Source organism: Streptomyces sp. NPDC048751 (assembly GCF_043198595.1).
Lineage (GTDB): Bacteria > Actinomycetota > Actinomycetes > Streptomycetales > Streptomycetaceae > Streptomyces.
Genome location: NZ_JBICUX010000021.1, coordinates 103,934 through 118,441, shown reverse-complemented (window position 1 = coordinate 118,441; position 14,508 = coordinate 103,934). Strand labels below are relative to the sequence as shown.

The 14,508-nt window shown below is 71.8% G+C and carries 8 protein-coding genes; 2 read left to right on the top strand and 6 right to left on the bottom strand.

Annotated elements, in window-relative coordinates; translation table 11 throughout:
- Positions 1-8: 8 nt before the first annotated feature.
- The 4 genes from sbnA to ACGFNV_RS41980 are packed head-to-tail and all read right to left on the bottom strand — an operon-like array spanning position 9 to position 8,405.
- The gene (gene sbnA / locus ACGFNV_RS41995) at positions 9-1,085 is read right to left on the bottom strand and encodes a 2,3-diaminopropionate biosynthesis protein SbnA (protein ID WP_393630364.1); all 1,077 of its coding nucleotides are present in this window, start codon (positions 1,083-1,085) and stop codon (positions 9-11) included.
- Positions 1,086-1,130: 45 nt separating this feature from the next.
- A complete protein-coding gene (sbnB, locus tag ACGFNV_RS41990; RefSeq protein ID WP_393630362.1) occupies positions 1,131-2,201 on the bottom strand; it encodes a 2,3-diaminopropionate biosynthesis protein SbnB in 1,071 nt (356 codons plus the stop codon).
- Positions 2,198-5,791 carry an amino acid adenylation domain-containing protein gene (locus tag ACGFNV_RS41985; protein ID WP_393630360.1) on the bottom strand — a complete coding sequence of 1,198 codons (3,594 nt, stop codon included), beginning with the start codon at positions 5,789-5,791 and terminating at the stop codon, positions 2,198-2,200. Before ACGFNV_RS41985 ends, sbnB begins: the two co-directional genes overlap by 4 nt.
- Before the next feature lie 4 nt (positions 5,792-5,795).
- On the bottom strand, positions 5,796-8,405 hold the full coding sequence (locus tag ACGFNV_RS41980) for a Pls/PosA family non-ribosomal peptide synthetase (RefSeq protein WP_393630359.1): 2,610 nt from the start codon (positions 8,403-8,405) through the stop codon (positions 5,796-5,798).
- Between the two features lie 188 nt (positions 8,406-8,593).
- Between ACGFNV_RS41980 and ACGFNV_RS41975 the strand changes: the two genes are divergently transcribed.
- The gene (locus tag ACGFNV_RS41975) at positions 8,594-9,376 is read left to right on the top strand and encodes a 4'-phosphopantetheinyl transferase family protein (RefSeq protein ID WP_393630357.1); all 783 of its coding nucleotides are present in this window, start codon (positions 8,594-8,596) and stop codon (positions 9,374-9,376) included.
- Positions 9,377-9,401: 25 nt separating this feature from the next.
- Here ACGFNV_RS41975 and ACGFNV_RS41970 read toward each other — a convergent pair whose 3' ends face one another.
- Positions 9,402-10,082 carry a phosphatase PAP2 family protein gene (locus tag ACGFNV_RS41970; RefSeq protein WP_393630355.1) on the bottom strand — a complete coding sequence of 227 codons (681 nt, stop codon included), beginning with the start codon at positions 10,080-10,082 and terminating at the stop codon, positions 9,402-9,404.
- A gap of 368 nt (positions 10,083-10,450) precedes the next feature.
- Positions 10,451-11,785 (bottom strand): 4-aminobutyrate--2-oxoglutarate transaminase, encoded by a 1,335-nt coding sequence (gabT, locus tag ACGFNV_RS41965; RefSeq protein WP_393630353.1) that lies wholly within the window; start codon positions 11,783-11,785, stop codon positions 10,451-10,453.
- A gap of 254 nt (positions 11,786-12,039) precedes the next feature.
- Between gabT and ACGFNV_RS41960 the strand changes: the two genes are divergently transcribed.
- On the top strand, positions 12,040-14,469 hold the full coding sequence (locus ACGFNV_RS41960; RefSeq protein WP_393630351.1) for an ATP/GTP-binding protein: 2,430 nt from the start codon (positions 12,040-12,042) through the stop codon (positions 14,467-14,469).
- The last annotated feature ends 39 nt before the right edge of the window (positions 14,470-14,508 follow it).

The following is a 14,508-nucleotide window of genomic DNA, read 5'->3' as shown; positions in this document are numbered from 1 at the left end:
TGCCGGGTTCACCTGCCCCTCTCCACAGTCTCCGGGGCCCGGCCGTGGTCCGCATCCGGCAGCGAGCGGGAATCGGCTGTCCAGGGCCCGGGTGGCCGTCGGTTCGCGGTGGTGCTGTCGGACGTCCCCTCGGGGGCGAGCACCTCCTCGCCGTAGAGGGCCTGTACCCAGTTGGCCTGGTAGACGGTTTCGAGGTAGCGCTCGCCGAGGTCCGGGGCGATGGCCACCGCGGTGAGGCCGGGCCTGTCGTGCCGGGACAGCCAGCGCATCGCGCCGCTGACGACGGTGCCGGTGGAGCCGCCGAAGAGAAAGCCGCGTCGGGCCAGGCGGCGGCAGACGATGATGCTGTCCGCCTCCTCGACGAGCACCGCCTCGTCGACGAAGGACTCGTCGAGCAGGGGAGGCCGGACGCTCATGCCCAGGCCGGGAAGCATCCGGCGTCCCGGAGCACCGCCGAACGTCACCGAGCCGACACTGTCCACCGCGACGATCCGGACCGGCCGGTGCCACTCCTTGAAGTAGCGTGCGCAGCCCATCAGGGTCCCGGTGGTGCCGGCCCCGACGAACAACACGTCCAGTTCCGGGAACGAGCGGGCTATCGCCGGCGCCGTCTCGTGGTAGTGCGCCTTCCAGTTGTCCGGATTGGTGTACTGGCTCAGCCATACGTACCGGTCGTCCGAGGCGCACAGCCCGCGGACGTACTCGATCCGCGCACCGAGGAAGCCGCCGTCGGGGCTCGGCTCGGTGACCACGTGCACATGGGCGCCCAGGGCCTCCATGAGCAACCTGGTCGACAGATTGCAGCGGGAGTCCGTCGCGCACAGGAACCGGTAGCCCTTGCTCGCCGCGATCATGCTGAGGGCCACGCCCATGTTGCCGGACGAGGATTCCAGCAGGACCGATTCCGGTGTCAGGACCCCGGCCCGCTCGGCGGCCTCGACCATCTGGTTCGCGGGCTTCAGCTTGATCGAGCCGGCGAAGTTGAAGCCCTCGCACTTCAGGAAGATCCCGCGCCCGAGTGCCTGCTCGAGGTCGACGTAGAGATCCTCCTCGTTGAAGGTGTAGGGAACGGATATGACGGACACGATGGCCTCCGCGTAGGTGAAATGCGGCCCGGTGGCGGATGGTGGTCATCCGTATCTGCGCAGCTCGTGGAAGAAGTCGTCGACGACGTGCAGTTCCCCGGAGCCGGCCACCTGGTCGTAGACGTACTTGCCGACCGCCAGGTCGAGCACTCCGAGGCCGAAGGGGGAGAACACCACCGTCCGGTGCCCGGACGGCGTCACCCGTCCGGCCAGCACGTCCTCCAGCGTCCCGGTCAAGAAGGCGCGGCCGCCCGTGAGGCGTTCGGCGAGGTGGAGCGAGGTCTCGGCCCGCAGGCAGTGCTCGACGTCGTCGACGATGTTGGTGGAGGCGAGCACGATCTCCGGAGCCAGGTCGCGCAGCGACACGTGCAGCACGAGCGGACGGTGTGCGAACCACGACAGATCGCGGACGTGTGGCCGGCCGGCGACGGTGGCGAAGACCACCAGGTCGCTGGTGCGGATCAACTGTTCGGGACTGTCGTGCACGGTGATCCAGCCGGGGGCGCCCGACTGCTCCAGGTAGCAGCGGAACCCGGCCGCGCTGCCGGCGGACACGTCGTGCACGCCGATGGCGTCGAACGACCAGCCCGTCCCCACCAGGAAGGTGTGGATGTAGCGGGCGATCAGGCCCGCTCCGACGAACCCGACACGCGTGGGGCGCCGACAGCCGCGGCTGAGCCGGTCAGCCGCCAGCACCGCCGACGCGGCCGTCCTCGTGGCGCTGATGATCGAGGCTTCCATGCAGGCGAACGGGTAGCCGGTGTCGGGGTCGTTGAGGATGAGCACCGCCGACGCCCGCGGGATGCCGGCCGCCACGTTCTGCGGGAAGCTGGAGATCCACTTCACGCCGTCCACCCGATCCTCCCCGCCGATCGACGCGGGCAGCGCGATGATCCGGGACGACGGGCGGTCGGGGAAGCGCAGGAACACGGAGGGCGGATTCACCGATCGACCGGCGCTGTGCAGCCGGTAGGTGGCCTCGACCAACTCCACGATCTGCTTCTCGCGCCCCCGCAGCGCCTGTTGGACCTGGGCGCCCGACACCACGGCGAACGGTGGCACGGTGACCGGCCCGGCCTGTGCGGACTCCTGCGTCATGATCCTTGTCGCGGTCATGCGAGCGTCACCTCCACGGTCGGCGAGCAGTCGGCCAGAAGCCGCGGGTCCGTCATCGCGACGAGCACCTCGCGCGCCCCGTCGTAGGGCTCCCTGCTGTGCGCGGTGCGGATGTTGTCGACCAGCATCAGATCGCCGGTCTGCCACGCCTCGCGCACGGTGTGGGACTGGTAGACGTCGTTCAGCAGCCGCACGGTGTCCTCCCCGATCGGTGCGCCGTCCCCGTAGCGGGTGTTGAACGGCAGCCCGTCGGCGCCGTAGACGTCCACCAGGTACTCGCGTATCTCGGGGTCCAGCGTCCACTCGTTGAGGAACGCGATCTGGTTGAACCAGCAGCTCCGACCGGTGACCGGGTGGTGCACCACGGCGCTGCGACGCTGCCAGGTCCGCAGTCCGCCGTCGGGCTGCCACTCGAACGCGATCGCGGCCGCGTGACAGTAGCTCTCGACCGCGCCGCGGTCCTCGGTGCCGAAGGCGTCGGCGAAGGACGCTCCGATCTCGTCGTTGAAGTTGCGGGTGAGCAGCCAGCCCTCCCGCAGGAACCGCTCGACGAGTTCGGTGGGCAGCGCGTTCAGCACGGTCGGCGCGTCGGCCAGCGCGGTCGCCCCGCCGGCGTCGGGAGCAGCGAGGCAGGCGAACAGCAGCAGGCCGGGGAACTCCAGCGTGTAGCTGAGTTCATGGTGCATGCACATCGGCTGGTTCGGCGGCCACTTCGAGGAGGAGTACACGCCGTCGGAGTAGGTCCGCCGGGACGCGAAGGCCTCCTTCTCGGTCATCAGGCCGTCGGCCAGCTGCCGGAAGACGACGGCGGTCTCGGCCCGGTCTCGCAGACCGAGGCCGCGGACCAGGACCGAACCGTGTTCGGCGACGACGGCGCGCAGCGCGTCCCGGTGCTCGGCCGCCCAGCCCGCCGTGTCGCCGGCGGAGTCGGCGCGCAGGATCGGGGGCTTGCCGGGCCGCAGGTCGACAGCGGGCAGCGAGAGGGGGATCGAGGACGGCATCGGGCTCTCCTTTCGGTTGCCGTTCGGGAGGGAGGCGGCGGTCCGGGGGTGCTCGGCACCGCCGGCGCCGCCCCGGGCGGGCGCGTGCCTCTCGACCGTGCGGGCCAGGTCGGCCAGGACCGGGTGGCGCGTGACGTCCGTGATGTCCACCGCGCGGTCCAGGGAGATCGCGAGCCGCACCGCCGCGAGGGAGGTGCCGCCACGGTCGAAGAAGTGGTCGTTCCTGCGGATGCCGCGTTCCGGGATGTCGAGCACCTGGGCCCACACGGCGGCCAGCCGCCGCTCGGTCGGCGTGCGCGGCACGTCGCGTTCCGCGCGGTCCTTGTCGGCCCCGTCGGACTCGGTGCCGCCGGGTCCCGGATCGGGGGCCACGGCGGCGAGCCGCTCGGCGAGTGCCGTCAGTGCCTTCCTGTCGACCTTGCCGTTGGCGGTCACCGGCAGGCTCTCCCGCCAGTGGAACTCCGACGGGATCATGTACGCGGGCAGCGATTCGCCCAGCCGGTCCTTGAGGAGTCCGTCCCGCGGCGGGCGCCCACCGGAGCAGAAGGCCACCAGGCGCCCGCCCCGCACCGCCACCACCGCCCCGTCGCGGACACCGGGCACGCGCAGCATGGCGTTCTCGACCTCGCCGATCTCGATCCGGAAGCCGCGGATCTTGACCTGGGTGTCGCGGCGGCCGAGGAACTCCAGCTTCCCTTCGGGAAGCCATCGGCCGTGGTCGCCGCTGCGGTAGAGCCGTTCGCCGGGGCGGTGCGGATCGGTGGTGAAGGCGAGCCGCGTGCGCTCGGGGTCGTTGACGTACCCACGGCCGACGCACACCCCGGAGAACACGAGCTCGCCGGGAGCGCCCAGCGGAACCGGCGCCAGCCGCTCGTCCACGACGTAGACGCGCACGTTGTTCACGGGCGGCCCGAGCGGCACCCGGTCACGCTCCGGTGCCCGGTCCATGATCTCGTGGTTGGTGTCGTCCGAGGTCTCCGTCAGCCCGTACGCGTTGACGAGCCTGATCTTCGCTCCGCTCGCGAACCAGCGCTCGGCGAGTTCCTTCTTCAGCGCCTCACCGGTGACCGAGACGCAGCGCAGGTGCGGCAGCTCGCGCGGGTGCCGCTCCAGACAGGCGACGACGGCGTCGAGATACGACGGCACGACCTGGAGCACGCGGACCTCGCCGTCGGCGATCGTGTCGACGAACCGCGGGACGTCCAGGACGGCGTTCTGTTCCACGAGCAGCGTCCGCCCGCCCACCAGCAGCGCGGAAAGCAACTGCCACAGCGAGATGTCGAAGCACTGGGGCGCGGTCTGGGCGACCACCTGCCCCTCGCCGATCCCCAGGTCGTCGATCTTGGCGTGGAGGTGGTTGAGCAGGCCCGCGTGCTCGCACATGGCTCCCTTGGGCTCGCCGGTGGAGCCGGAGGTGAAGTAGATGTACGCGAGCTGGTCCGGGGTGACGTCGACGCCGAGGTCGGAGTCCGGATGGCCCTCCGCGTACGCCTCGTCGACGGAGACCGTGCGGACCGCGGGCAGTGCGTCGAGCGCCTCGTCGAGCGTCGCGGTGCTGCCCGGCTCGGTCAGCACGAGATCGCACCCGGCGCGGGAGAGCATGGTCGCGATCCGTTCGGCCGGGAAGTGCGGCTCGACGGGCAGGTACACCCCACCGGCCTTGAGGACCGCGAGCACGGCGGCCGCCCAGTCCAGGTTCCGCTCGGTCACCACCGCGACGACGCCTTCGCGGCGCAGGTTCCGCGCGAGCAGGCTTCGCCCCAGCCGGTTGGCCCGCGCGTTGAGTTCCCGATAGGTCCACCGCTGGTCGCCGCGCAGGGCCGCGACGGCCTCCGGGTGCACGCGCACACGCTGCTCGAACAGTTCGTGGCAGCGGTGGCCGGGCAGCTCCCGGCGGCGCCCGGCGAGTCCGTCGATCTGGAAGCGGTACTCCTCGGCGGAGAGCAGGCTCTGCCGACCGTGCGCGGCGTCCGGATCGGCGGCGATCAGCCTGAGCGCGGTGAGGTGGTAGCCCACGATCCTGGCGGCGCAGTCCGCGTCGAGCGCGTCGGTCCGATACCGCAGCCGCAGGAAGCGCCGACCGCCACGGCGTGGGAGCTCCAGCCGCAGCACGGCGTCCCCGGGGAGCTCGCCCCCGCCGCCGGTCGGATCGAACACGGCCTCGGTCGAGGGCGCCGGCAGTCCCAGCTCACGCCTGAGACGGTCGACCGGGAAGTCCTTGTGCACCAGCGTCTCCGACTCGGCCCGGTGGGTCCGCAGCACCAGCGTCCGCCACGAGTCGGGTTCGGTGGTCAGCCGGCAGGGCAGCGGCCGGCCGCCCCGCTCGGCGACGTAACCGGTGGTGACCTCACGCTCGCCGGACAGAGCGGCGAGCACCTTGGCGTGCGCGGCCAGCAGTACCGAGCGAAGCGGTGGCGCCGCATCGTCCGACAGGCGGCTCACCGCGGCCACCAGGTCCTCGGGAAGCAGGGCCTCGTGCTCGGCGATGCCGCTCACCGGGTCGAGGGTCCATCGCGGGAGTGCGGTGGACCCACCGGCGGTGAGCACGTCCCGCCAGAACTCCCGGCCGGCCTCCACGGACGTTCCCATGGGCCTACCTCCCCTCGGCTTCGCCGGGCGAGTGGAGCTGCCTGGCCGGATTCCCGCCCCACCGGGCGTCCGGGGGGACGGCCTCGCCCTTCATGAGGAAGGAGTCCGGGGCGAGCACCGCGCCGTCGCCCAACGTCACGCCGTAGTGCACGAAGGCGCCGACCCCGAGGGTGCAGCCGGAGCCGATCGTGCTGCGGTCGGACTTGAAGGTGCCGTCCTCCTGCGAGTGGCACTGGATGACGCTCTTCGCGTTGAGCGTGCAGTCGTCCCCGATGGCGGCCATGGTCCGTTCGGTCAAGTAGCAGCCGTCGTCGAAGACCCTGCTGCCGATCCGGACTCCCAGCAGCCGCCAGATCGCGTTCTTGAACGGGGTGCCGTTGAACATCCGCAGGTACGTCTCCGACGGAACCTTCCAGTAGCGCTCGCGCTGCCAGAAGCGTGGGTCGTAGATCGAGCAGAGCAGTGGCCTCAGGGGGCGGAGCGCCGTGACGACACGTTCGAGGACGATGAAGTAGACGACGGTGAACGCCACGGCGACGACGTCGGCCAGCGCGATCGCCGACACGCCGAAGGAGGTGTAGAGCTCCGTGGCTCCCGCGGTGAGCAGGGTGAGACAGAAGACATAGATCCACCGGGTCAGCAGGAACCACCCCATGGTGGTGGCGTTGTGCCTGTTCTTGGCGGCGAGGCCGCGCCGCAGCTCCTCGGGGCTCCGGAACCGGTCGAACCTGCTGTCCCGCAGGACCGACCGGGGAATCTCGAAGCTGGGCGAGCCCAGCAGCCCGACGCCCTCGCGGACCTCCCCGTCGACCGGCACCATGACCTTCGTCCCGAGCAGACAGTTGTCGCCCGTCCTGCCCCGTGCGGGGTACGCGATCCTGTTGCCGAGGAAGTTGCGCGGCCCGATCGACGCCCGGGACACGCGGAACGCCGTACTGGAGAACTCGGCGTTCATGATCGACAGCCCGTCGGCGACCATCGTCCCGCGCCCTACGGAGCTCAGGAACGGCGTCTCGTGCTTCATCTCCGTGCCGAAGTTCGACCCGGTCTGCTCGACCCGGGAGAGGTCGTAACCAAGACAGCGCAGGTAGTGGACGATGCCCGAGCTGTCACCGAACAGACGCTTCAGGAACCGCCAGTTGGTCATGAGGGTGATCGTCCGGTGCACCGCGTAATGGAAGCCGTACAGACGGTAGGCCTTGCCCGGTGTGATGGTCAGGCCGAGCAGACGGGGAACGGTGGCCAGGACGAGGAGACCGACGGGAATCGCACCGAAGACGAACAGGAACGAGATCCCCAGGGCGTCGCGGTAGAACGTCCAGTCGGAGAAGACCAGGGGTCCGGGCTCGAGAGCCGTCCTGAGCCGCGGGACCACGGCGAACAGCGCGGCCAGGCCACCGACCGCCAACGGCACGTACACGACGAGTGCGACCAGCATCTGCAGAACGCTGTGGGCCGTCCTGCGCAGCGCGCCGCAGCGGGCCTCGCCCACCGTTTGGAAGTCCACGTCGGTGCGCTGGGCCGGAGATCCGTGCCAGTGCTCACCGGCGGGCACTGTCTGCCCCCGGTGCAGCGAGGACGCGTGGCCGAGTTGGGCACCGTCGCCCAGCGACGTGTCGATGTCGAGCACGGTGGCCTCGCTGACCAGGACGTTCCTCCCGAGGGTGACCGGGCCGGTCTGGATCACTCCGGCGTGGGCCCGGTAACAGACGAAGGAGGAGTCCTTGCGGATGACCGTGCCGTCGCCGATGGCCAGCAGGTCGGTGCAGACGGGCGCGCTCCGGGAGAGCACCACCGCGCCGCGCCCGACCTTCGCGCCCAGCGCCCTCAGATAGAGCAGATAGAGCGGCGAGCCGCTGAACAGCACCAGTGGATCCGACCGCACCAGCGTCTTGACGATCCAGAAGCGGACGTAGGCAGGGCTCCAGACGCGGATCTGCCGGGGCTTCCACCGTCCGATGAGCGTCCACTTCGCGAGGACGGGCAGGGCACACAGGCTCAGGAAGGCGGCACCGCCGAACAGGACGGACCGCAGGTACACGTCGAACAGGCCGGATCCGGCGGAGATCCACTCGTAGCCCCATCCGGCGATGAGGGCGAGGAGGCAGGAGTAGCCGAGGAAGGCCAGGAGTTGCAGTGCGCCGCACAGGACGTAACGTGGCGTGCCCTGCGGGGGCCGGTCCGATGCCGGGAACGGCTCCGGGGCCGGGGTCGTCCCGGCCGACGGCACGGTCGGGGAAGCGGGCGGGGCGTCCGCGAGCGCCGTCGCCAGGCTCCTGATCGTCGGGTGCCGATAGACGTCCTTCATCGACACCGACGGCAGGTCCGCCCGCTTCCTGACCCGCGCGCAGAAGTGCGCCATCACCAGCGAGTCGGCGCCCAGTTCGTCGAAGAAGTGACCGTCGACCGGCACCTGCTCGGTCCGTACGACATCGGCCAGCACCGCGGTGAGGATCTTTTCGATCGCCGCCCGGCCACCCTCCCCGTCCTGGACCGCCGGGGGCTCCTCCAGCGCGGAGGGCAACGTGTCCACCGGACCGGTGCGCGTCGCACACCGCTGGTCCTCGACGGGTTCCGGGTGCGAACGACGCGGGCCGTACGCAATACCACTCATGCCTATGGGTTCGGCGCCGGGCCGCGGACGGATCTCGGGACGGCAGGTTTTTCTCACCACGCGGACTCCGTCTCGCATCGCGATATGGAGCAGGCGTCACCACGCCGCCTCCGCACCGGAGTTCACCGCGTCGCAGAGGCTTTCGTCCGGAATTGGCCCGTTTTTCTGTCGCGTCGTACGTTGACACCGTGGTTCCGGAGCTCAGCGGCAGAGGGACCGGGCGGTGGCCCCGGCCTCTGGAGTTGAGCTTCGACGAGGCGCCCGAGTTCGGGCGGGCGTCGCCCAGGGCCGCCCCTGATACCGACGGGCTGTCGTTGTGGCTCGTCGACGCGCTGAGCCAAGGAGAGCACGCGGCGCGCATCGCTCCCGGCCTCCTCGACGCGGCGGAGCACCGACGTGCGGCTGCCTTCGGCCGGCCCGGTGATCGCCGGCGTTACGTCGTCGCGCACGTGGCGGTACGCGTGCTGCTGGGGGCCCGCCTGGGAGTTCCCGGCGACGTGGTGCGGTTGGTTCGAGAACCGTGCCCTTCCTGCGGAGCCCCGCATGGGAGGCCTGTGGTCCTCGGCGCGGACGCGCACTTCTCGATCTCCCGCAGCGGCGACGTCGTCCTGGTCGGCATCGCCGACCGGCCGGTGGGTGTGGACGTCGAACAGGTTCCCCCGCCGGAAGTGGTCGCGGAGCTCTCGCCCTTCCTGCACCGGAGGGAAGCCGCGGAACTGGCCGCCGAAGCCGATCACCGCAAGGCGTCGGCGTTCGCCCGCGCCTGGGCGCGCAAGGAGGCGTACCTCAAGGGGATCGGGACCGGACTCTCACGAGATCCCGCCCGGGACTACGTCGGTGCCGGGCCGAGTCCGGGCACCGGCCCGCACGGTTGGGTGCTGGGGGACGTGGCGGTGCCGGAGGGTCACGCGGGAGCGTGCGCGCTCCGCGCGGACCGAGCGGCCACGGACGATCCCGCACGACGCGGGTGACCCCGGTGCGGCGGGCGGAGCCGTGTCACCGGCCGTCGGAAGAGGTCGCGGAGGCCGGAGAGGTGGGAGGGCCCGGAGTGGGAGGAGCGAGGCGGCGGGGCCGCGCCCGGGCCGTGAGCAGCAGCCGCAGGGCGCCGAGCAGCACCGCGCACAGGCACCAACTGCCCACGACGTCCAGGGGCCAGTGGTAGCCCCGCCTCACCAGCCCGAAGGACACGCCCAGCACCAGGGCGACACAGGCGACGACGAGCGCGCGGCGGACCGGGGCCGAGCGCAGCCAGGGGAGCAGGAGCAGGGTCGCGCAGCCGTACGCGACGGCGGCCGTGGCCGTGTGGCCGGAGGGGTAGTAGCCGATGCCCGGCGGCACGGCGGAGGTGCCGTGCCGGGCGGTCCAGTCCTTCAGCGGTACGACCAGCGCCGGGACCAGCGCCATCAGGACGGCCGCCGCGACGGGCGGCAGCCACCAGCGGTCCGTACCCGTGGAGCGTCCTCGCCAGGCCGTGTAGCCGATCGCGACCGCCAGGACCGGGAGCGCGACCGCGATCGCGCCGAGGTCGGAGAGGAACTCGGAGAGGCCGTCCGGGTGCAGAAGGGCACGGCTCACCTGCGCGTCGGCACGCAGCAACGGTCCGTCGGCGAGGACCTGCCAGGTGATCAGGGCGAAGAGGAGGGCCGGGAGGCCGAGCAGGAGGACGGCGAGGGACATGGGCCCCAGCCTGTCAGGCGAAGCGGAGAAGGAGGTCGGCCACCCCGGAACAGGGGGGGTGGTTCCGGGGTGGCCGTCCGGATCGGAGAGCGTCGCTCGCCCCGGGGGGTTTGGGGCGGGCGACTGTCCGATCGGTGAGGAGATCCGGAGCCGTCAGGTCCCGGTTGTGTGCGCGAGGGCACGACCAGGTCGAAGCTGGGGAGGCCCCGGCCTGGGGTTCGCCCACAGTCCCCTGTGAGCGGGTGTATCTCTCATCCCGGTAGAACCTACGGCAGCAAATGGCGCTACGACAGACACATCGGCCTCCCGACATCCACCTCGCACACCTTCTTCACACGCTCTGCCGCTCGCCCCACCCGGTGCGGGAATCAGATGCGCGCGAAGGCCTGCTCGATGATGTCGAGGCCCTCGTTCAGCAGGTCCTCGCCGATCACCAGCGGGGGCAGGAAGCGCAGCACGTTGCCGTAGGTGCCGCAGGTCAGGACCAGCAGGCCCTCCTGGTGGCAGGCCTTGGCGAGGGCGGCGGTCGCCTCCGGGTTCGGCTCCTTCGTCGTACGGTCCTTGACCAGCTCGATGGCGATCATCGCGCCGCGGCCGCGCACGTCGCCGATCACGTCGAACTTCTCGGCGATGGCGGTCAGCCGCGCCTTCATGATCGCCTCGATGTTCTTCGCCCTGGCGTTGAGGTCGAGCTCCTTCATGGTCTCGATGGAGCCGAGCGCGCCCGCGCAGGCCACCGGGTTGCCGCCGTAGGTGCCGCCGAGGCCGCCCGCGTGCGCCGCGTCCATGATCTCGGCGCGGCCGGTGACCGCGGCGAGCGGCAGCCCGCCCGCGATGCCCTTCGCCGTGGTGATCAGGTCCGGCACGATGCCCTCGTCCTCACAGGCGAACCACTGGCCGGTGCGGCAGAAGCCGGACTGGATCTCGTCGGCGACGAAGACGATGCCGTTGTCCTTGGCGAACTTGCTGATCGCGGGCAGGAAGCCCTTGGCCGGCTCGATGAAGCCGCCCTCGCCGAGCACCGGCTCGATGATGATCGCGGCCACGTTCTCCGGGCCGACCTGCTTGGTGATCTGGTCGATGGCCTGCGCGGCGGCCTCCGGACCCGCGTTCTCCGGGCCGGTCGGCCAGCGGTAGCCGTAGGCCACCGGCACCCGGTACACCTCGGGCGCGAACGGGCCGAAGCCGTGCTTGTACGGCATGTTCTTCGCCGTCAGCGCCATGGTGAGGTTCGTACGGCCGTGGTAGCCGTGGTCGAACACGACGACCGCCTGCCGCTTGGTGTACGAACGCGCGATCTTGACCGCGTTCTCGACGGCCTCGGCACCGCTGTTGAACAGCGCCGACTTCTTGGCGTGGTCGCCCGGGGTCAGCTCGGCGAGGGCCTCGGCGACCTCCACGTAACCCTCGTACGGCGTGACCATGAAACAGGTGTGGGTGAAGTCGGCGAGCTGCGCGGAGGCGCGGCGTACGACGGCCTCGGCGGAGGCGCCCACGCTGGTGACCGCGATGCCGGAGCCGAAGTCGATGAGCCGGTTGCCGTCGACGTCCTCGATGATGCCGCCGCCCGCGCGCGCGGTGAACACGGGCAGCACCGAGCCCACGCCCTGCGCGACCGCGGCGACGCGGCGGGCCTGCAACTCCTGCGACTTGGGGCCGGGGATGGCGGTGACGACGCGGCGCTCCTGCGGAAGTGCGGTCATGAGGGGCTCCAGGGGTTTTCGCGGACGGGGGATTTGCGGATGCTTGCCTTCTTTTCCCGCAGGCTAGAACCGGGGGAGGGGTGGAGGCATGCTCCATGTGGGCGTTGTCGGCGCACCGGCTTGTCCGTGGTGGACATGGCGCCGCCGGGGCGCTTACCCGCCGTATCGGCCGCGTAAGCGGTGAACTCCCCAGGGGACCACGTTAGATTGACTCGCTGACGGTGGACGGAACGGCAGGTCAGGGGGCAAGCCCGATGGAGAGCGACGGGACGCAGGACGCGCGGGGTACGCATGCGAATCCTGTGCCGCGCCCGGCGGCGCCGCCGAACCCGCCCGCGGTGCCCCCGCGGCCGGCCCGGGCGCCGCACGTGGGGGAGCAGGGCGGGCAGTATGCGCAGGGCGCGCACCACCCCACGCCGGTCACCGAGTGGCTCGACACGCCCCGGCCCACCACCCGGCCAGGCATCTGGCGCCACGGCTACCGCCTGCCCAAGGCCGCGCAGTCCGCGGAGCGGCTCGCCCCGGTCACCGTCGTCGGCCTGCTGATCCCGCTGGCGGTGGCGCTCCTGCTGTGGTCGCTGTGGCGCGACGGCAGCATGCCCTACCAGTGGGTGCTGCTGAAGCTGTTCACCCCGGACGACTGGTGGTGGACCGGCACCGTCTCGCCCAAGGGGATGGAGGGCGCCGAGGCCAGGGTGGTCTACGACGGAGTCTTCTTCGCCGTGCTCGTCTACGCCGCCGGACGCCTGGGCAGCTGGTCCGACGTCCTGCGCCACTTCATCGGACGCCGACCGCAGCCCGCGCGGGCGCTGCTCGCCGCCCTGGCCGCGCTCGTCGCGCTGAGCCTGGTCTTCCCGAACGCCTTCCCCGGAGTCGGCTGGGACGCCCTGCCCGTCGTCGACCCCGTCTTCTCCCTGGTCGTGCTGATCTCCGGCGGCTACGAACTCTTCCAGTCGCAGCTGTACACCAACCTCCTCTACGCCCTCGTCACCCTGCTCGTGGTGTGGCCGTTCGCCCGCATCGGCGGCTGGTGGGCCTACGCGAAGGCCCTGCTCGCCGCCCGGCGCGCCCACCGCGACCCCACCGCCCCACCCGCCCCGGACCTGCCGCGCTCGCAGTGGCCCGACCTGCGGGAGGCCGGCCAGTACGAGGCGGCCGACCTGCTGACCGCCGAGGTGGCGGCCGGCCGGATGAACGACGTGGACTGCGCCCGGGTGGAGCACGCCTGGACCGTGGCCCGGCGCGGCGCGAACCTCGCCGCCTTCCGTGACACCGTGCTCCGACAGGGCGGCGCGGCCTGGACCCACCCGTCCGGCGCCCGCGACCTGCCCCACCGCACCGCCCGCCACGACCTGCTCGCCGGCCAGGTCCGCATCGGGCGGTGGACGCCCGCCGAGCGGACCCCGCGCGCCTACCACGACGCCGGCGCGGCGCTCGGCCCCGAGGTGCTGGGCACCTCGCTCCTCGCGGTCGGCCCCTCCGGCTCCGGCAAGACCCGCAACCTGATCGAGCCCCTGACCGAGGCGCTGGCCCTGCAGGCCCTCACCGGACAGTGCGCCGTCGTCGCGGTCTCCGCCGCGGGCACCCCGCTCGCCTCCGACGCCACGTTCGACGTGATCGTGCGGCTCGGCGACCGCGCCTCCACCCACGACCTGGACCCGTACGCCGACAGCGACGACCCCGACGAGGCCGCCGCGCTCCTCGCCGAAGGACTCGTGGGCGACCTCGACACCGTCACCGGCCAGAGCGCCGCCACCGCCCTCGCCCAGTTGCTCGCCCCCTACCGCGCCGTCCACGGCCGCTTCCCGGCCCTGCCGGTGCTGCGCGAACTCCTGGAGGGCGAGCCGGCCGCGCTGTCCGCCCTGCGCGACGCCCTCACCGGCGACGAGCACACCGTGCTGCGCCGCGAACTCGACGCCCGTGTCCGGCAGGCGGGCAGCCCCGGCGACGCGGGCCGCGCCCTCGCCGACCGACTCGCCCTGCTGAACCGGCCGGCCTTCGAAGGCTTCTTCGGCGGAGGCGGGCACCGGGCCGACGAGGAGGGACCCCGGCTGTTCTCGCTGCGCTCGACGGCCCACCACCCGCTCCGGGTCCGCATCGATCTGCCCGAGCAGGGCCACGAGGAGGCCGCCCGGCTGATCAGCCGGCTCGTCCTCGCCCAGTTCGCCGCCGTCGTACGGGACGGTCGGCGCCCCCACTTCGCCTGCCTGCTCCTCGACGACGCCACCGGCGCCGTCACCACCGACTCGGTGCGCCGGATCCAGCGCATGCGCTCCCAGAACGCCGGTGTCGTCCTCGCCCTGCGCAGCATCGCCGACGTCCCGGAGGCGCTGCACGGCCCGCTGTACGGGGCCGTCGGCTGCCGGATGGCGTTCTCCGGCGTGACGACGTGGGACGGCGGCCGGTTCGCCCAGGCCTGGGGCACCGAGTGGGTGGAGACGCGGGACGTGGCCAAGCACACCGTCTTCGCGGACCAGCCGATGACCCGCGCCATCCACGCCCTGCGCAAGCTCGTCACCGGCAAGGCCGTGACCACGGACGCGGTGACCGTGCGCCAGGTCGAGCGGGAGCGCTGGTCGGCGTCGGAACTGGCCCATCAGGTGCCGCCGGGCCACGCGGTGCTGTCGCTGACGACGGTCCGGGGCGAGCACGCGCCGCCGCTGCTGCTGGACCTGCGTGGCTGAGCGTCACGTTCCGGCCATGTGATCGGACGAGAGCGGTCG

What these genes read in the sequence shown, in the direction of transcription:
- ACGFNV_RS41960 (WP_393630351.1), top strand. Translation starts at nt 12,040, where the DNA reads ATGGAGAGCGACGGGACGCAGGACGCGCGGGGTACGCATGCGAATCCT.
- ACGFNV_RS41970 (WP_393630355.1), bottom strand. Translation starts at nt 10,082, where the DNA reads ATGTCCCTCGCCGTCCTCCTGCTCGGCCTCCCGGCCCTCCTCTTCGCC.
- ACGFNV_RS41980 (WP_393630359.1), bottom strand. Translation starts at nt 8,405, where the DNA reads ATGAGTGGTATTGCGTACGGCCCGCGTCGTTCGCACCCGGAACCCGTC.
- sbnB (WP_393630362.1), bottom strand. Translation starts at nt 2,201, where the DNA reads ATGACCGCGACAAGGATCATGACGCAGGAGTCCGCACAGGCCGGGCCG.
- ACGFNV_RS41985 (WP_393630360.1), bottom strand. Translation starts at nt 5,791, where the DNA reads ATGGGAACGTCCGTGGAGGCCGGCCGGGAGTTCTGGCGGGACGTGCTC.
- gabT (WP_393630353.1), bottom strand. Translation starts at nt 11,785, where the DNA reads ATGACCGCACTTCCGCAGGAGCGCCGCGTCGTCACCGCCATCCCCGGC.